Raw genomic sequence first — 16,918 nt, forward strand, 5'->3', positions numbered from 1 at the left:
ATTCCTCCTCGGCTCCGAACAGGTGCAGATGGGCCCGTTTCCGCGCGCCCGAGAGGAGCCCCGATGATCGAGTCATCGACCCCGCCGCTTGCAGACCTCGACGGGTACCGCAACGTCACCGACCTGCTCGTCGCGCGGGTCACCGCAGCTCCTGACCACGTCGCCTTCGAGGTCGCGGGTGCGGATGCCCGAGGCCCGTGGCGCCCGATCACGACCCGGGAGTTCTCAGACCGGGTCCGCGCACTGGCGAAGGGCTTCATCGCCGCGGGGATCCAGGCCGGTGACCCGATCGCCATCATGGCGCCCACCCGCTACGAGTGGGCCGTCGCCGATCTCGCATCGTGGTTCGCCGGCGCCGTGGTGGTGCCGATCTACGAGACCTCTTCTCCCTCACAGGTGAACGCCATCGTCGCTGACGCCGGCGTGCGCCTCGCCATCGGCGGCACCGCTCAGCACGCGGCTCTCCTCGAGGCGGCGCTCGCACAGAACGGCGGGAACACGCTCGGCGCGTGGACGATGGATGCCGCGGCATCCGGCACTCTCCCCGACCTGATCGCGCGCGGCATCGACGTCACGGACGACGAGCTCGAGGCACGCAGGACGTCGGCCTCGCAGGACGACCCCGCGACGATCGTCTACACCTCGGGCACCACGGGCGAACCCAAGGGCGTCGTGCTCACTCATCGGAACTTCCTCGGGCAGGTGCTCAACATCGCCGCCGCGTACCACGAGATCGTGAACGAAGACGGGAACACCGTCATCTTCCTGCCGCTCGCGCACGTGCTGGCGCGCGGGCTGCAGCTGATCTGCCTGGCCAGCGGCATGCGCATCGCGCATCTCTCCGATCCCTCGACGGTCGTCGCCACCCTCGACACGCTGCGCCCGACCTTTCTGGTCGTCGTGCCCCGCGTGCTGCAGAAGATCCAGGCGGCCGCCGGCGACAAGGCCGCTGAGAAGAAGCTCTCGGCGGTGTGGGCGAAGGCCCGCTCGACGGCCATCGCCTGGGGCCGCCGTGCCGAGCGCGTCGACGCCGGCCGCCGTGTGCCGAGAGACCGCGGGCTCACCCTGCGCCACCGCTTCTTCGACGCCCTCTTCTACCGGCGCCTGCGCACAGTGATGGGCGGGCGCGTCGGATACATCCTGTCGGGCGGAGCCGCACTCGACGCCGAGCTCTCGCTCTTCTTCCGCGGCATCGGGGTTCCCGTCATCGAGGGCTACGGCCTCACCGAGACGACCGCACCCCTCACCGGCAACCTGCCCGGTCGCATCGCCTCCGGCAGCGTCGGCTCACCACTACCGGGCCTCACCGTGCGCATCAGCGACGAGGGAGAGGTGCTCGCCCGCGGTGTCGGCGTCTTCGCCGGGTACCGGAACCCGGCTCACGACGAGGATGCCTTCGTCGACGGCTTCTTCCGCACCGGCGACCTCGGGCGCCTCGACGACCAGGGCAGGCTGATCCTCGACGGCCGCCTGAAAGACGTGATCGTCACCTCGAACGGCAAGACGATCGTGCCGACCCGCTGGGAGAGCGCCGTCGAAGCCGATCCGCTCGTCTCGCACGCCGTGATGGTGGGCGAGGGAAAGCCGTACCTCTCGGCGCTGCTCGTGCTCGACCCCGAGCAGACGCGGGCGTGGGCGGGCACCCAGGGCACCAGCATCCCCACCGTCACCCAGCCCGACATCCGCGAGGTCACCGACCCCGCGCTTCGCGCCCACCTGCAGCGTGCCGTCGACGCCGCGAACGCGCTCGTGGCACGCAGCGAGCAGGTGCGTCGCTTCAGCGTGGTCTTCGCCGACCTCGAGGACCGCGGGCTGGTCACGCCCACCATGAAACTCAAGCGGAGCGTGGTGCTCGATCGCGCCGGCGCCACCGTCGAAGACCTGTACCTCTGAGAACCGGAAAGAACACGATGTCCTCCCCCACCCCCACGAAGCCCAAGTCCTCGCGCTCCTCGCTCATCGCGATCATCGTCGCGCTCATCATCGGGGCGCTCGTCGCGCTTGCCGGCAGCCAGGGCGGCGCGACGCTCGGCGGCATCCCGCTGTTCGCCCTCGCCGTCGCGGCGGCGTATGCGATCCAGATCCTCGCCTTCATCCCGGCGATGATCCTGCGCACCGAGCGGTTCTTCGACCTCACCGGCAGCCTCACATTCCTGGCGATCTCCGTGGCCCTCGTACTGCTGACGCCCGCGCCGGACGCCCGCAGCTGGATCCTCGCGGCGATGGTGATCCTGTGGGCCGCACGCCTCGGATCGTTCCTCGCCATGCGCGTGCACAAAGCAGGATCCGACGGACGCTTCGACGAGATCAAGGGCTCCCCCGTGCGCTTCCTGCAGGTGTGGGTGATCCAGGGCGCGTGGGTGTCGATCACGGCAGCAGCGGCGTGGATCGCGATCAGCACGGATGCCGGCGCGCGGGCCCCCATCGGATGGCTGACCGTCGTCGGCATCATCGTGTGGGCACTCGGCCTCGTGATCGAGATCGTCGCCGACGCGCAGAAGTCGGCGTTCCGTGCCGACCCCGCGAACAAGGACGAGTTCATCCGCACCGGCCTGTGGTCGCGCTCGCGCCACCCGAACTACTTCGGCGAGATCGTGCTCTGGGTAGGAGTCTTCCTCACCGCCGCGCCCGTGCTCACCGGATGGCAGTGGATCGCGATCCTGTCGCCGCTCTTCGTGATCCTGCTGCTCACGCGAGTCAGCGGCATCCCGCTGCTCGAGGCACGCGCCGAGAAGAAGTGGGGCGACCGCGCCGACTACATCGAGTACCGCAAGCACACGCCGTCGCTGATCCCGCGGCTCACGCGGCCTGCCGTGCGCGAGAGCGCCGCCTGAGAATCAGATCGCACGCGGTCACGACGGCCGCGCCCACCGCATAGGCGATGAGGTCTCGCGCGTCGAAGCCTGCACCCAGCACCAGCCGCACGGGCCAGAAGGCCTCTGCCCACACTCCGGGGAGCCCCGTGAGCTGGAACACCTCGATCAGGGTGCAGACGACGACTGCGGCTGCGCCGATCACCCAGGAGGCGGCGCGCGCGAACACTGTGGCGATGACGAGGTACATCATCACGGCGTAGAGCGCGTCGCCCGCGAAGTCCGCCACCGGGCCGCTGCCGAGCAGGTGCACGGCGAGCCCGGCCACGACCACCAGGACTGCGGCGATCAGAAGCCGTCGGCGACGCGTGCGCACGGTCGTGTTCCGTTCAGAGCACATCCGCGAGGATTCCGAACACCCGCTCGGGATCCTCCAGGTGCATGTCGTGGTGGACGCCCGAGATCCGCCGGATGTCCCACCCTTCGCGTTCGAGCCCGGCCGCCATGGCATCGGGCAGCACGTTGTGCAGTCCCTGGGTCAGCGACTCCACGACGTCGTCGGCGAGTTCGCCCAGTGAGTACGACGACGCGCGGTCGCTGCGCCCATGCCCCCGAAGATCGACCGTCGTCACGGGGTATCGCCCCGTGACGAGCATCAGATCGAGCAGCGGCTGCCACGTCGTGCCGTCGGCTCCGAGACCGTGGATCAGCCCGACATGGTGCTCGCCTGAGCCGGAGGTCGCCGTGTGCAGCTGCATTCCGTCATTGTGTCATCCGACGTTCTCGTCGCAAGCGGCCGCAGCGATACGCTGACCGGCATGAGTGAGAACGCGACGCCCGACCACCTGACACTGGCCTCGTTCGACGCACCGAGCTCGGCAGCGGCCCGCGCCGCTCTCTCGCTCGCCACGCAGTACCACTCCCCGACCCTGCTGAATCATGTGCTGCGGTCGTGGCTGTGGGCCGAGGCGTTCGCGATCGTCGAGGGTCGCTCGGACATCGACCACGAACTCCTCTACGTCTCCGCCGTGCTGCATGACATCGGCCTGGTGCCCGAGTTCGACAACGTCTTCCGCTCATATGAAGAGTCCGGAGGGCACGTGGCCGTCGCGCTCACCCGGGGCGCCGGATGGGACGAGCACCGTGGCCAGCGCGCACTCGAGGTGATCGTGCGGCACAACTGGCCGGCCGTCGATCCCGACCTCGACGTCGAGGGATACCTGCTCGAGATCGCGACCGGTCTCGACATCTCCGGCGCGCGGCCCGATGCGCTTCCCGCATCCTTCATCCGCGAGGTGCTCGACGTGCACCCGCGTCTCGACCTCGCTCAGGAGTTCGGCACCGGCGTCGTCGACCAGGCGGCACGCAAGCCGCACACGGCAGCGCACCGGCTGGTCGAGGGCGGCGTCGTCCGCAAGCTGGCGGACAACCCGCTCGGCTGACGCAGCGGGCTCGTCCGCGCGATCGCTACTCCTCGCCGCTGTCGAGGAAGACTCCGACGCGGTTGCCGTCGAGCACGAACTGGAGCGCGACGGCTGCGGGATAGCGCTCGTGCAGCTGCTCCGGCATCTCCTCGTCGATCGGGACGACGACCTCGGCCGGGAACGCACCGATGCTGCAGGCCGCGTACATCGGGCCGCTGATGGACGAGGATCCGTCATCCGCTCCCTCGTCCGGCACATCGACCGTCCTCACGACCGAGATGCAGCGGTTCTCCGACGAGCGGTCGCCCGACTCCGAGACCCACCCCGGGCTCTCGAAGACCGTCAGACCGAAGAACTCGGCGGCCGCGACGTCGGTCTCGGCCCCGAACCACCCCGGGGGCACCGCTCCGGTGCGCGACAGTTCGAGCGTCTCGATCTGCGGCGCCCCGGCCGACGACGAGACCGACGGCAGAGACGTCAGCGCGAAGGTCACAGTGGCGGCCACGGCAGCGGCCGCCACGACCGATGCCACCCACAGCGGCATCCGCCATCGCGCGAGACGCGACCGCCAGTCGGTCGGCGATGGGGCTTCCTCGCTCGCGGCGGGGTCGTCCCACAGCGAATCGTCACCCAGCCTGTCGATGAGGTCGTCACTCGCGCGCGAGTCGTCGACGGCCGGGATCACGACCTGCAGCTCGGTGGCTGTGGCAGGGGCGTCGAGAGCGGTCGCCCCGCCCGCTCGGAGTCGGGCGGATACCGCCGCGCGCGACGACTCGAGCTCCTGCAGCCGGCGGAGGGCAGCGGGGTCGGTCGCGATGTCGGCGTGAGGGCCGTACGCGCGAGCCCGCAGCTCCCGCAGTTCCTTCTCGGCACCGGCATCCATCCCGGCATCGTCTCACGCCGGCCTCCGCGCACACAGCAACGGGCGGGTGGAGGTGTGAATCACCCTCCACCCGCCCGCGCCGGGGTCTTACTTCTTGAACGCGTCCTTGACGTTCTCGCCGGCCTTCTTCGCGTCGGCCTTGACCTGGTCGGCCTTGCCTTCGGCGGCGAGCTTGTCGTTGTCGGTCGCGTTGCCGATCGCTTCCTTCGCCTTGCCGGCGATGTCCTGAGCGGCGTTCTTGATCTTGTCATCGAGTCCCATGAGGAGCTCCTTTCGTGAGGGTGATCGTTGACGGCGGGAGGATTCCCGACGTCTTATCGCCGTTGCTCTTCGCGACCGACGATAAGTGTGTGGACGGGTGTCAGCGGCGCACCTTGTCGAGCGCCTTCTCCGCCGCCTTGGCCGCCTTCTTGGCGGTCTTGGCTCGTTCCTTCTTGGCTTTGGGGTCGTTCCACATCCGTACGAGCTGATGCCGGACCGACTCGCCCTTGTTCACCTGCACGGTCGCCGATCGGCTGCCCAGGATGTAGGCGACGAAAGCCACGGCGCCGATGAGGAGGATCTTGTTTCGCATGATGCTGGTTCCTGCTTCCTGAGAGTGAGTCCGACGACCGGTGTTCAGGACAGTCGACGCTGGTCGTGGGCGAGACGCGCACGGAGCCCGGTGTGGACCGAGACGTAGGTCTCGGTGTCACGGCCGGTCAGGGTGGCGAGGTTGGTGAGGAGACGGTCGATGTGATCGACGAGCTCGCGCGGGTCCGTGTTCTGCCGCGGCGTGACCGCCACGTGCAGCACCGGGGTGTTGCGGATGTCGTTCGCCGTGACCTGGGTCGAGAGGATCTCGTCCCTCGTCGCGAGCGAGTTCTTCACGGCATCCGACACGAAGGACTCGGTGACGGTCACCCGACCGAGCGGGTTCTGCGCACCCGTCGAACGGAAGGCCGTCTTCGAGCGGCGTCCGGCGATGCTGGTGAGCGCGAGGATCAGCAGGACGACGACCACGAGGATCGCTGCGACGGCGCCGATCCCGATCCACGAGAGGCTGCCGCCGGCGATGGCGGTGGCGGCGATCGCCTGGTCGAGCCAGGAGCGGGCGTCCTTGCCGGCCGACGTCCAGATGTCCGTCGCGGTGGGCCAGCTCATGATCGCGATGCCGACGGCGCCGAGGGCCAGGAACAGCAGCCCGATGATCAGCAGCAGCACGCGGTTCAGCGCGCGGTTCGTGTTGTTCACAGCTCGTCCTCCTGCTCGGTGGGGCGCTCGATGCGCACCCGGGTGCGCACGCTCCTGGTGAGCCGGTACGTCTGCAGCTCGGCTTCGGCGGCGGATTTCACCGCGCCCTTGTCGAGCGGGATACCGGCGCCGGGGCGCACGGTGACGTCGACTCCGCGGTGGCCCACGCCGACGGTGATGTTGTCGCGGGAAAGGCCCGTCTCCTCCGAGAGGTGCTGGGCGAGGGCGCTCGCGATCACGCCGTTGTCGACGACGACCGCGCGGTCTCCGGCATCGAGGGTGTGCTTCGACAGGCGACCCGGTGTGAGGGCGAGCACGAGGAAGACGACCCCGATGAGGGCGAGCACCACGCTGCCGGCGATCACGAGCCCGGCGGGCTGCGCGGTGGGCAGACCGACCAGCCATCCGCCGGCCGCGGCGGGACCGAGCAGGAGGGCGGGCTGGGCGGCGAGGCTCAGCACGATCTCGAGCCCGATGTACGCCAGGGCGAGGATGAGGAGGATGACCGCCACGAACATCGCGACGGTGCGCGGCGAATGCGTCTCGCGTCGGACGACGCGACGAAGAACCGGGGTGCTCATCGCACTCGTCTCCTCTCGGGGATGGTCGCACCGGTGATGGTGAGGTTGATGCGGGTGACGTCGCGTCCGAGGACGTCGGTCAGGTTCCGCTGGAGCTGCTCCTGCAGCTGACGGGCCCGATCGAGCACGGGGACGCTCTGGGAGATCGCGACGGTGTCGTCGAGATCCGGGACGGGAAGCGGTGTGGCGATGCGCACCGCGATCCCGCCGGGGTGTTCGGTCACGTCGACCTTCACGTCACCGCGAGGGACACCGATCAGGGTTGCGGACGCCTGTTCGGTGACCGTGCGGTAGACGCGTTCTTTCACGTCGACGCGACCAGGGACGGTGGCCTCGGTGGCGGCCCCGACGGGGCCGCCACCGGCGGCGAGGTGCTGGTCGGCGCGCATCAGGAGGTACGCCGCCCGGTGAAGGCGTCCGCGAGACCGCGGACGTCGAGCTTGCCGGAGGCGATCCGACCGATGAGTGCCCCGATGCCGGCGAACAGAGCCATGAGCAGGAAGCCCCAGAATCCGAACATCAGCGCAGCGAGGGCGAGGAGGGCACCGATCAGGGCGCCCGTGGTGGTGGGGGTCATGAGACGCGCGACTCCTCGTTCTCGTTGCTGTCGTCGCCGGGCACGTGCACGTCGTTGACCTCGACGTTGACCTCGACGACCTCGAGGCCGACCAGGCGGCTGATGGCTCCGGCGACGGCGGCGCGGACGTTGTTCGCGACCTCCTGGATGGGAGCGGGGTACTCGACGACGATGGTCAGGTCCGCGGCGGCCTGCGTCTCGCCGACCTCGACCTTGACGCCCTGCGAGAGGTCGGTGGCGTTGACGGCGTCACGGATGGCGCCGAAGGCGCGTGCGCCGCCGCCACCCAGTGCGTACACGCCGTCGACCTGACGGGCGGCGATGCCTGCGACCTTGGCCACGACGCCGTCGGCGATGGTGGTCTTGCCCGCGGCATCCGAGTCAGCGGGGATCCGCGACGTCGAGAAGCTGGAGGAGCGATCCACGCGCGAGGTGGACGCTGCCGGCTTGGGCGCGGCGGAAGTCTGTGCCAGTTCCTTCTCGGCGGGGCTGGCGGAGGTGTTCTGATCCTGAGTTGCCATGACATTTCCTTCGTCTCACGTGGTGCCGGCTGCGAGACCTGGTGGCCTCACCGGGAGCGTGTGTCGGTCGCTCACAGATAGGACGTGCGGTGGCACGGATTCGTCACAGATCCGTCGAAGATTTCTGCCGAGGGGCCCTCGAACGCGGCTTAGGTTGGAGGACATGACCTCCTCTGCGACGGGAATCCCCGACCTCCATGGCCGCACGATCCTCGTCACGGGGGCGAACGCCGGCATCGGGTACTGGTGCGCCGAGATCCTCGCCGCACACGGCGCACGGGTGCTGCTCGGATGCCGGTCGTCCGAGCGCGCAGAGGTCGCCGCTTCGTCGATCCGCGCTCATGCGCCCGGCGCGGACCTCGGCATCCTCCCGGTCGATCTCGGCTCTCTCGCGAGCATCCGAGCCGCGGCCGCCTCGCTCGACGAGCGCGTCGACGCGGTGATCTGCAACGCGGGGGTCAAGGCAGCGGATCGCGACGCGCGCACCGTCGACGGACTGGATCTGATGGTGGGCACGAACTTCGTCGGGCACTTCGCCCTGCTCGCACAGCTCGGGCACGTGCTCGCCGACGATGCGCGGGTCGTGGCCGTCGGCTCGCTCGCGCATCGCTTCGCCGACATCGATCCTGCGACGCTCTCAGAGCCGTGGACCGGGGCCTCCCTGCGTCAGTACGGCCGCTCGAAAGCGGCCCTCATGGCCTTCGCCTTCGAGCTCAACCGCCGCTGGCGTGGCACGGCGCGCTCGGCGCTGTGCGCGCACCCCGGCTATGCCGTGGATCCGCTCACTCCGCATCGAGACGGACTCGCCGACGTCTCGGCCGCGGCGCGGGCGTTCGCCTCACTGAGTCGCGCGCTCGTGCAGGGAAAGGATGCCGGGGCCGCGCCGATCGTGCACGCGGCCGTCGCGGCCGACGCCACCGGCGGCGATTACTGGGGCCCAGGCGGTCTGCTCGAGTTCCGCGGAGCGCCCAGGCGGGTCACCGCGAGCGAGCAGGTGCGCTCGGTCGACGTGGGGGCCGAGCTGTGGGCCGTCGCCGAGCACATGACCGGCGTGCGCTTCACTCTCTAGCCGTGCGGCTGCGGAGACCTGCTAGTCGTCTTCGAGGACGTATGCTCCCGAGGCGTCGGTGAACAGTCCGGTCTGACCGGTCTTCGCCGCGCGCACGAAGGCCTCGACCCACGGGAAGCGGGCGACGAACGAGTCGACCGACCACACCTCGTGATTCGCGGAGTCGTTCATGTGCTCCTCGGACTCGAGCCCTGTGACCGACTGCAGGTCGCTGCCCGTGAACGTGATCCAGCGGGGCGGATGCTCGGCATGCGGCTTCGACAGGAAGACGGGGGCATTGCCCGCGAGCCCCGGAGACGAGGCGGCTCAGCTGCGCGAGAACAGCAGCAGGTCGGGCAGGCTCGTCGCGAAGTAGTCGATCTCGCCGTCGGCATGCCGCGCGACCGGCGGCGTGTACGCCGGTCGCGCCTCGCCGAGACTGAGCGGCGGCTCCCCCTGCGGCAGGCCGAGGGCTTCGCGAGCCCGATCCCAGGCACCGAGCACCTGGCCTTCGCCGCCCTCCCACGGCTGGAAGACGCGGCTCTCGAGAAGGGCGAGCGCCTCCGCGGCGGATCCCGTCCTCACCAGGAGATCGGCGTAGGCGATGACGAGGTCGTCGCGGGAGGCGACCACCTCGAACCGGTCGGCGAGACGCGCCAGCCGCTCGGTGTCGGTCTCTCCGAGTCGCACCGCCAGCTGGTCGCGCTCGAAAAGCAGCCGCGCATCGCTCGGGTCGAGGGCCACGGCCCGTTCGTAGTGCGCCACGGCGCGGACATCGTCGTGCGCCACGTTGTAGCTCGCCAGGCCGGCGTTGCGATGCACGATCGGATCGTCGAGTCCGCTCTCGATCGCCCGCTCCCACAGCGCGAGAGCCTCCTCGCGCCTCCCCGCGTCGTACAGCAGGGCACCCAGCAGGCTCGCCGCCACCGGGTCGGGCTCTGCGGCGAGCGCCGCAACGAGCGCATCGTGATCGTCGAGCCCTGCGGGGAAGGTCCAGCGCCGATCCGAGGCCCTGGCCTCGGCGCGCTCGCGCGCGGCATCGTCGGCGAGGCCGAGCCGGTCGAGGATCGCCGCACGGTGGTAGCGGGCGAGCGGTGCGACGTTGCCCGCCGCGCTCGGCCGCACGCGGGTGGCATCGTCGAGCACCGACAGCGCGGCATCCGCCTCTCCGGCTCGCGCGAGTTCGCCGGCCACGTCGAGGAAGGTGCGACCGTCACCGGGCAGAGCACCCGTGTCGAGGAATCCGAGCAGCGGGTCGAGGGGGTCGTCGCCGCGCAGCCGCCGGAGAGCGGCCTCGGCATCGGCACCTCGACCCAGTCTCCTCAGGAGCACCACCCGCAGCGCTCCTCGTCTGCGGTCGTCGGAGGCCACGGCATCCAGCTCGTCGAGATCGTGCAGGGCCGCGGCGTGGTCGCCCGCGTGCGCCGACTGACGCGCCATCTCGAGCCCTGCGGGCGCGACGAACGCCGCGTCCCAGAATGCCTTGGCGAACGCGCGGCGGGCAGCCGCAGCGTCGCCTCGACGCTGCTCGACCAGGCCGAGCAGATAGAGGGCGTCCGCGTGCCGGGGGTTGGCGTTGCGGGCGTTGATGCGCGCGAGCGCACGGGAGAGCAGCTCCTTCGCCCGGTCGTAGGACCCTGCGCGGTACGCGAGCTCGGCGAGGCCGGTGAGCACCCGGGCGTCGGAGGGATCGCGGCGCAGCGCCTCATCCCAGTACGGCAGGGGCGAGCGGCTGGGGTGCCGGTACTGCACCAGGTGCAGGCCGATCAGGTAGAGCTCGTCGGTGCTGTCGACGTCAGCGGGTGCGGGCGGTGCCGAGGCGGTCCACGGTTCGTCGTCCTCGTCGGTCGACGCGTCGTGCCAGGTGACGAGAGTCGCACCGGATGCCGCCCGCAGGGTCACGACGATGCCGTCGTGAGCCCGGACCCCGGACTCCACCTGCCAGACGTCTCCCGGAACCAGGTCGGCCGTGTGATCCGACAGCAGGATGCCGTCGGCGTCGCGGATCTCGAGACGCGCGCCCGCCTGCGGCGACGTCACCGCCGCCTTCACGACGATCGCGCCGTCCCTGTCGACGTGGATCGCGGCCTCGGCGGACGCCTGATGCGCGACGCCGATCCCGGGGATCGGGTACCAGTACTGGCTGAACCGCTTCGTCTCTCCCGGAGCCAGCCAGGTGAAGTCCGGCTGGTTGTCGGTGTAGACGCCGGCCATGAGCTCGACGTAGGGTCCGTCTGCGTCGGTGAGCAGTCGGTCCCACGCGTGCCCGAAGGGTGCATCCCCCCAGGTCCACTGCTTCTTGCCCGGCGCGACGCGGCGGTCTGCCCAGTGCACGAAGCCCGCCTGGGCGTCGTGGTCGTACCCGCCGAAATACTCGTGCTCGGTGTCGACGATCATGTACGACGTCGGCACCGGGATATTGCGGTACCAGTCGATGCGGTCGGCACCCGGGTCACGGCGGGCGCGCTCCCGGTAGTCGACGCCGTAGTACGGACGGTCGGCCTGCGGGTAGCCGGTGAGCGCGCGACGCGCGTGGTCGGCGACGTGGCGCACATCCTCGGGGAAGAACGACTGGTACTGATCGTGCACGCGCACGGCGACGTTGGCCCACCAGAGGAATGTCTGCGCGAGGCTCGTGCGGTTGTGGAGCCTCACATCGACCCGCACGGTCGAGCTGTTCGCGCCCACGTGGATGCCATGCGTGCCGCGCATCCGGGCGAACGGGTCGTGATCGCTGCACCACACCGTGACGCTGCCGTCATCGTGGCGCTCGATGGTCGACTCGACCGGCAGGAAGGTCGCGGGACGGTGATGCTGGGGCCAGTTGAACTCGACCCCGCCGCTCATCCACGGACCCGTCAGACCGACCAGGGCGGGCTTGATGACGTTGTTCCGGTAGAAGAAGTCGTATCCGGTCGTCTTGTCGTAGGCGACGTGGATGCGTCCGCCGAGCTCGGGCAGGATCATCAGCCGGAGGTAGGCGTTCTCGATGTGCACGGCGTTCCAGCGCCGACGCACCGGAGTCGACGCGACCCGCTCGACGAACGGCAGCGGATACACGCGGCCGCTGGAGCCCTGGTAGACCCGCTGGTCGAGGTACATCGGATACGTCGACGGGGCGTCCGGCTCGTACGTGTCGATCTCGACCGTCTCGTACCAGGCGACCGCGCGCCCGGCATCCAGATCCGCTTGCAGCGCGGCAGGGACCTCGGGAAGGACGAGTTCCGCGTGGGAGCGGCCGACGGGGGTGGTGGCGTGGGTGGGCATGATCTGTTCTCCTCCTCAGAGGGCCGAGGTCCAGCGCGACGACACGATGTGCTCGACACGGACGACCGCCCCGAGGCTCCCGGCCGCATCGACGCGTTGGCGGACCGACGCGTCGAGGTCGATCACGCTGTGCGCCGCGATCGGGGCGATGTGCAGGGTGAGATCGGCATCGGGGGAGATCTCGGTGATGTCGATGCGCCAGGCCAGTCCGTCCCAGAACCGATCCCCGATCACGACTCCGTCCGCGCGGAGCTGCGCGACGTCGCCCTTCCAGTCGACGACGAGCTCGATGAGCTCTCCCCTCGAACGGTCCTGCGCCTCGGGGAGCACGACCCGCCAGACACCGGCCACCTCCTCGAACTGTCCGTCGTCGGGCGCGGCCGACCGGCCCATCGACTCGCCGTAGCGCGCGGGGGCATCGCGCACGGGGCGCAGTTGCTCGATCGTCAGTCGGGTGGTGCCGGGGTGCGCGTCGGTGTGCAGCGCGAGCGGTGCGAACTCCTCGCCGCTCCACACGAGCGCGGTCGGCTCGCGCTCCGCGCGCACCACGAGGTCGCCGGACTCGCGCCACACGGCATCTGTCGAATCCACGAGGTCGGCGCCGAGGTACCAGAGGCGCTCGGCTCTCTCCTCATCGACGACCAGCACGCGCAGGGCGCCGTCGACCACGAGGACGTCGCCCGGGGCGAGATCGAGCGCCGCCGCGGCATCCACCTCGATCCCGCGAAGGAGGGCGCGGGATCCCGCGCCCAGCTGCAGACGAGCGCCGAGGCCGTCGTGCACACGGAGGACGACCGTCGGCACCGCACCGTCGACGATCCCGGCGACGGATGCCGTGGCCCACTCGAGCCGCACCCCCGCGACGTCGATCCGCAGCGGCCAGCGACCGATCACCCCGCTCGGGATGTCGATCGGACGGTCGGGGACCACCAGCTCGCCGTCGGCGAACGGGATGCGGAACTGCACCGCGGTCGAGCCCGAGAGGGGCTCATGCGGTTGATGGGTGTTCACGAAGAGGAATCCGCTGGTGCCGTCTGCGCGCACCGCCCAGCGCAGCGAGTCGAGGTCGTGCACATCGACGGGGGCGTCGTCGGGGAGCGAGCTGAACGTGTCGGCGAGGCGCGGGCCGAACGCGGCGAGGAAGGCGTTGTGGTCGCGGAGCACGCCCAGGCTCGGGCCAGGGCGACCCGTGGCGCCGAACGCGGCCTGGAAGTCGTAGTCGAAACGCGGCAGGTCGTTCGGATACCCGGTCACCAGGCTCTCCTGCAGGCCGTCCTCGGGGTTCACCCCGCCCGCATACATGTAGAAGCCCTGCCATGCCGAGCCGTTGCCGATCTTCACGTTCGCGAGGGCCGCGATGTCCCGAGCGCGCGCGATCGGGCGCCGGTGGTACGCGGTGGCCATGCCTCCGCCCAGCTCGCACGTCGACGGAGGGAACTCCGGATCGACCGGCCGGACGACGATCTCGGTGCCCTCCTCGCGGAAGTCACCACCGACTCCCGGGTCGTCCCAGACGTGCGTGAACCGGAAATGGTCGCGGAAGCTGTCATCCCAGGTGGATCCCTGTCCCGCCCAGAACCCGTCGGCATACCCGCTGTAGAGCGGGAAGACGTCGTGGGCCGGCAGCACGGCGCCGCCCCAGCCCGTCGCCGTCCACAGCGGTGCCGAGAGCCCTGACTCCTGGGCGATGACTTTGAGCGCGGCGATGTGATCGGGCTGGTCGTGGAGCTCGTTCTCGAGCTGGATGCCGACGATCGGCCGATCCGGACCGCAGAACGGGCGCACCTGCTCGGCGATGCGCCCGTACCAGTCGCGAACCAGAGTGAGGTACTCCGGGTCGTTCGTCCGGGCGCGATCACCGAGTGCGGTGACCACCCAATCCGGATGACCGCCGTTGCGGACCTCCCCGTGGCACCAGGGCCCGATGCGCAGGATCACGTCGATGCCCACCCGCTCGGCGGTCTCGAGGAACGCCGCGACATCGAGGTCTCCGTCGAATCGCACCCGGCCGCGTTCGCGCTCATGGTGGATCCAGAACACGTACGTCGACACCGAGGTGAGTCCGGATGCGACGAGGAGCCGCAACTGCTCCTCCCACCGCCTGCGCGGGATCCGGCTGAAGTGCAGCTCGCCGGTCACCGGCACCGTGGGAGTCCCGTCGACCTCGATCCACCGACTCGTCAGGCGCAGCCGCTCGTGCGGGTCCTCGGCGTTGCTCATGGCCGGTGCGACGAGCGGGGGCCGATCATCGCGGAGGCGGATGGTCCGAGGAGTCGACGTCGCGGTCATGGTTCTCCTTCGAAACGGGTGGCGGGCGCTCTCGAGAGACTACGGCCGGCCGGCGAGGAGCGGAAGAACGATTCTCCGTCACGATATGGACGAAACGATGCTTGGCGTGCCGCAGCGATCCATGGAAGAGTTCCATGGATGCGATCGCCGATAGACGAAACGCCGATCAGTCCGAGGAGGGATGCCGCCGCCGTGTACGTGCATGAGGGATTCCTGGGCCAGCGCCTCCGGGTCCTTCCTCGCCCGGCCGTGCGCGCGGCGCAGAGCCAGCCCATCGTCCGGCGACTGCTGGTCACGGATGTGGGCTACTTCCCCCGCGCGGCACAGCACGGCCGGGTGCGCGCCGCGGGCGCACCGGAGACGATCATCATGGTCTGCACCGATGGCGTCGGCTGGGTCGAATGGGAGGATGGCGAACCCGTGCGGGTCGAGCGCGGGTCGGCCGTGGTGCTCCCCCAGGAGGTCCGTCACCGTTACCGCGCGGACGACGACGATCCCTGGACGATCTGGTGGGCGCATGTGACCGGTTCGGACGTCGACGACTTCGTCGACACGATCCTCGGCGAGGGACGCGGCCCGATCGTCGAGCTCCACGACGTCTACGCCGTGGTCGAGTCCCTCGACGAGGCACTCAGCGCCCTCGAGAAGGACGAGACGCTGCCCATGCTCCTCACCGCGGCCGGAGCAGCATGGCGGATGCTCGCCGCGATCACCTCCAGCGCACTGCGGGGCACGGCGGCCACGAGCGACCGCATCCGACAGGTGCAGGACTACCTGCGCACGAACCTGGACACGGCGTTCTCCGTGCCCGAACTCGCCGCGATGGCGGGCCTGAGCCCCTCGCATTTCTCGGCCCTGTTCCGCGGCTCCGTGGGCACGTCCGTCAAGGACTACCTCAAGCGCCTGCGCAGTGCGCGGGCGCGGGAGCTGCTCATCACCACGTCGTCCCCGATCTCCGAGGTCGCGCTGGCCGTCGGATATGACGATGCCCTGTACTTCTCACGCCAGTTCCGATCGATCAACGGGGTGAGCCCCTCGGAGTTCCGCCGGCAGGCGGCATCCGAACGCGTGACGCGCATCTGACGCCTAGGCGGCCGTACCTCCCCGCACCGGGATCTCCTCGATCGAGCGATACACGGGCAACCCGCGCTCGAGGGCGATCTCGACGTCCTTGTCGGCGCCGGCGGACTCGCCGGCCAGGCGCAGCACGGCATCGCAGTGCTCCAGCAGTCGGCGGGCCGTCTCGTACATGACGTCGCCGTCGGCGGCATCCGCATCATCCATCCCTCGGAGGATCGGAAGAGCGACCCATTCTCCGATCATCGGCACGTGTCCTCGGCGGTGGATGGGGGCGGCGGCCTCTTCGAGGCGCTCGAGGTTGCGGGCGATCAGGGCGGGGTCGCCGCCCGTTCCGGAGCGGTAGGGGCCGGCGATGAGAATCAGAAGTGGAGTTGTCATGGAGAAGACTGTAACGTTAACCGTGCAAGAACGTGCAACTTCGTAAAAGAATGAGCAGTGAGGGAGTCGGATGCTGGGCGCACAGCGCAAGGACCACCTGCGGGAGATCCTCCGCAGAGACGGCCGCGTGATCGCGAAAGACGTCGCCCTCGACCTCGGCGTCTCCGAGGACTCGATCCGACGGGACCTTCGAGAACTCGCCGATGCCGGCGAGATGGTGCGTGTCTATGGCGGGGCCCTGCCGGTGCCGCCCGCCGACAGACCCGTCGATCAGCGCGCCTCGATCGCGACGGACAGCAAGGAGCGGGTCGCCCGTCGCGCTGTCGAGCTGATCGCCCCGGCGTCGACGATCGTGCTGGATGCCGGCACGACGACCCTGGCGATGGCCCGGATTCTCCCCCGCGGCGCCGACCTCACGGTCATCACCCCGAGTCCCGCGATCGCCCTGGCTGTGGCCGAGCACTCCGACGCCCGCATCGTGATGATCGGCGGCGAGCTCGCGCGCTTCTCGATGGTCGCGAGCGGTCCGCTCGCGATGGAAGCCGTGCAGCACCTCGCCGCCGATCTGTTCTTCCTGGGGGTGACGGGCATCGACGCGGTGCGCGGCCTGACCACCGGCAACCTCGACGACGCGGTCACCAAGCGGGCGATCGCCGCCCGCTGCGCGCAGACGTTCGTCCTCGGCAGCGAGGAGAAGATCGGCGTGACCTCACACTTCCCCGTGCTCGATCTCGACTCCGTCGCGGGCGTCGTCGTCGACCCTCGCGATGCGAATCCCGTGATCCAGGAGCTCGCCGAGCGGGCGTCCGTACTGCGCTGACGGG

General features: G+C 69.9%; 20 protein-coding genes. 6 read left to right on the forward strand and 14 right to left on the reverse strand.

Translation table 11 applies throughout. The features are described 5' to 3' along the window. The first annotated feature begins 63 nt into the window (after window positions 1–63). Window positions 64–1,893 (forward strand): AMP-dependent synthetase/ligase, encoded by a 1,830-nt coding sequence (locus tag MRBLWH13_RS14980; protein WP_341955740.1) that lies wholly within the window; start codon window positions 64–66, stop codon window positions 1,891–1,893. Between the two features lie 17 nt (window positions 1,894–1,910). Continuing rightward, window positions 1,911–2,834 (forward strand): DUF1295 domain-containing protein, encoded by a 924-nt coding sequence (locus tag MRBLWH13_RS14985; RefSeq protein WP_341955741.1) that lies wholly within the window; start codon window positions 1,911–1,913, stop codon window positions 2,832–2,834. On the opposite strand, the gene MRBLWH13_RS14990 is transcribed toward MRBLWH13_RS14985, so the two are convergent. Continuing rightward, on the reverse strand, window positions 2,800–3,213 hold the full coding sequence (locus MRBLWH13_RS14990; protein WP_341955742.1) for a DUF2809 domain-containing protein: 414 nt from the start codon (window positions 3,211–3,213) through the stop codon (window positions 2,800–2,802). The two genes, MRBLWH13_RS14985 and MRBLWH13_RS14990, sit on opposite strands and share 35 nt — an antisense overlap. Then, window positions 3,203–3,571, reverse strand: a complete 369-nt coding sequence (locus MRBLWH13_RS14995) for an alpha/beta fold hydrolase (protein WP_341955743.1) — start codon at window positions 3,569–3,571, stop codon at window positions 3,203–3,205. The genes MRBLWH13_RS14990 and MRBLWH13_RS14995 overlap by 11 nt, the downstream gene beginning before the upstream one ends. Before the next feature lie 60 nt (window positions 3,572–3,631). Here MRBLWH13_RS14995 and MRBLWH13_RS15000 point away from each other — a divergent pair, with 60 nt between their 5' ends. Next, window positions 3,632–4,255, forward strand: coding sequence for an HD domain-containing protein (locus MRBLWH13_RS15000; RefSeq protein WP_341955744.1), 624 nt, complete (start codon window positions 3,632–3,634; stop codon window positions 4,253–4,255). 25 nt (window positions 4,256–4,280) lie between these two features. On the opposite strand, the gene MRBLWH13_RS15005 is transcribed toward MRBLWH13_RS15000, so the two are convergent. The 8 genes from MRBLWH13_RS15005 to MRBLWH13_RS15040 all read right to left on the reverse strand — a co-directional run bounded on the left by MRBLWH13_RS15005 (window position 4,281) and on the right by MRBLWH13_RS15040 (window position 8,032). Beyond that, a complete protein-coding gene (locus tag MRBLWH13_RS15005; RefSeq protein WP_341955745.1) occupies window positions 4,281–5,120 on the reverse strand; it encodes a hypothetical protein in 840 nt (279 codons plus the stop codon). Window positions 5,121–5,207: 87 nt separating this feature from the next. After that, window positions 5,208–5,381 (reverse strand): CsbD family protein, encoded by a 174-nt coding sequence (locus MRBLWH13_RS15010; RefSeq protein WP_053098095.1) that lies wholly within the window; start codon window positions 5,379–5,381, stop codon window positions 5,208–5,210. A 100-nt stretch (window positions 5,382–5,481) separates the two neighbouring features. After that, window positions 5,482–5,694, reverse strand: a complete 213-nt coding sequence (locus MRBLWH13_RS15015; protein ID WP_341955746.1) for a hypothetical protein — start codon at window positions 5,692–5,694, stop codon at window positions 5,482–5,484. A 44-nt stretch (window positions 5,695–5,738) separates the two neighbouring features. Next, the gene (locus MRBLWH13_RS15020; protein ID WP_341955747.1) at window positions 5,739–6,353 is read right to left on the reverse strand and encodes a hypothetical protein; all 615 of its coding nucleotides are present in this window, start codon (window positions 6,351–6,353) and stop codon (window positions 5,739–5,741) included. Next, on the reverse strand, window positions 6,350–6,934 hold the full coding sequence (locus MRBLWH13_RS15025) for a DUF6286 domain-containing protein (RefSeq protein WP_341955748.1): 585 nt from the start codon (window positions 6,932–6,934) through the stop codon (window positions 6,350–6,352). Before MRBLWH13_RS15025 ends, MRBLWH13_RS15020 begins: the two co-directional genes overlap by 4 nt. After that, window positions 6,931–7,323, reverse strand: a complete 393-nt coding sequence (locus MRBLWH13_RS15030) for a hypothetical protein (RefSeq protein ID WP_341955749.1) — start codon at window positions 7,321–7,323, stop codon at window positions 6,931–6,933. Before MRBLWH13_RS15030 ends, MRBLWH13_RS15025 begins: the two co-directional genes overlap by 4 nt. Next, window positions 7,323–7,511, reverse strand: coding sequence for a DUF2273 domain-containing protein (locus MRBLWH13_RS15035; RefSeq protein WP_056512003.1), 189 nt, complete (start codon window positions 7,509–7,511; stop codon window positions 7,323–7,325). The genes MRBLWH13_RS15030 and MRBLWH13_RS15035 overlap by 1 nt, the downstream gene beginning before the upstream one ends. Further along, the gene (locus tag MRBLWH13_RS15040) at window positions 7,508–8,032 is read right to left on the reverse strand and encodes an Asp23/Gls24 family envelope stress response protein (protein ID WP_341955750.1); all 525 of its coding nucleotides are present in this window, start codon (window positions 8,030–8,032) and stop codon (window positions 7,508–7,510) included. Before MRBLWH13_RS15040 ends, MRBLWH13_RS15035 begins: the two co-directional genes overlap by 4 nt. Window positions 8,033–8,195: 163 nt before the next feature. Here MRBLWH13_RS15040 and MRBLWH13_RS15045 point away from each other — a divergent pair, with 163 nt between their 5' ends. Further along, entirely contained in the window at window positions 8,196–9,101 is a 906-nt protein-coding gene (locus tag MRBLWH13_RS15045) for an SDR family NAD(P)-dependent oxidoreductase (RefSeq protein ID WP_341955751.1), read from the forward strand. 21 nt (window positions 9,102–9,122) lie between these two features. Here the strand turns inward: MRBLWH13_RS15045 and MRBLWH13_RS15050 are convergent, their stop codons facing one another. The 3 genes from MRBLWH13_RS15050 to MRBLWH13_RS15060 form a co-directional block, all read right to left on the reverse strand. Continuing rightward, entirely contained in the window at window positions 9,123–9,272 is a 150-nt protein-coding gene (locus MRBLWH13_RS15050; RefSeq protein WP_341955752.1) for a hypothetical protein, read from the reverse strand. A 135-nt stretch (window positions 9,273–9,407) separates the two neighbouring features. Next, complete coding sequence (locus MRBLWH13_RS15055) at window positions 9,408–12,347, reverse strand: DUF5107 domain-containing protein (RefSeq protein ID WP_341955753.1); 2,940 nt, start codon at window positions 12,345–12,347, stop codon at window positions 9,408–9,410. A 15-nt stretch (window positions 12,348–12,362) separates the two neighbouring features. After that, window positions 12,363–14,636 (reverse strand): beta-galactosidase, encoded by a 2,274-nt coding sequence (locus MRBLWH13_RS15060; RefSeq protein ID WP_341955754.1) that lies wholly within the window; start codon window positions 14,634–14,636, stop codon window positions 12,363–12,365. Between the two features lie 138 nt (window positions 14,637–14,774). On the opposite strand from MRBLWH13_RS15060, the gene MRBLWH13_RS15065 reads away from it, so the two are divergent. Next, complete coding sequence (locus tag MRBLWH13_RS15065; RefSeq protein WP_341955755.1) at window positions 14,775–15,719, forward strand: AraC family transcriptional regulator; 945 nt, start codon at window positions 14,775–14,777, stop codon at window positions 15,717–15,719. Window positions 15,720–15,722: 3 nt separating this feature from the next. Here MRBLWH13_RS15065 and MRBLWH13_RS15070 read toward each other — a convergent pair whose 3' ends face one another. After that, the gene (locus MRBLWH13_RS15070) at window positions 15,723–16,094 is read right to left on the reverse strand and encodes a DUF4406 domain-containing protein (protein WP_341955756.1); all 372 of its coding nucleotides are present in this window, start codon (window positions 16,092–16,094) and stop codon (window positions 15,723–15,725) included. Window positions 16,095–16,164: 70 nt separating this feature from the next. On the opposite strand from MRBLWH13_RS15070, the gene MRBLWH13_RS15075 reads away from it, so the two are divergent. Continuing rightward, window positions 16,165–16,914, forward strand: coding sequence for a DeoR/GlpR family DNA-binding transcription regulator (locus tag MRBLWH13_RS15075; protein WP_341955757.1), 750 nt, complete (start codon window positions 16,165–16,167; stop codon window positions 16,912–16,914). The last annotated feature ends 4 nt before the right edge of the window (window positions 16,915–16,918 follow it).

The organism is Microbacterium sp. LWH13-1.2, assembly GCF_038397735.1.
Lineage (GTDB): Bacteria > Actinomycetota > Actinomycetes > Actinomycetales > Microbacteriaceae > Microbacterium.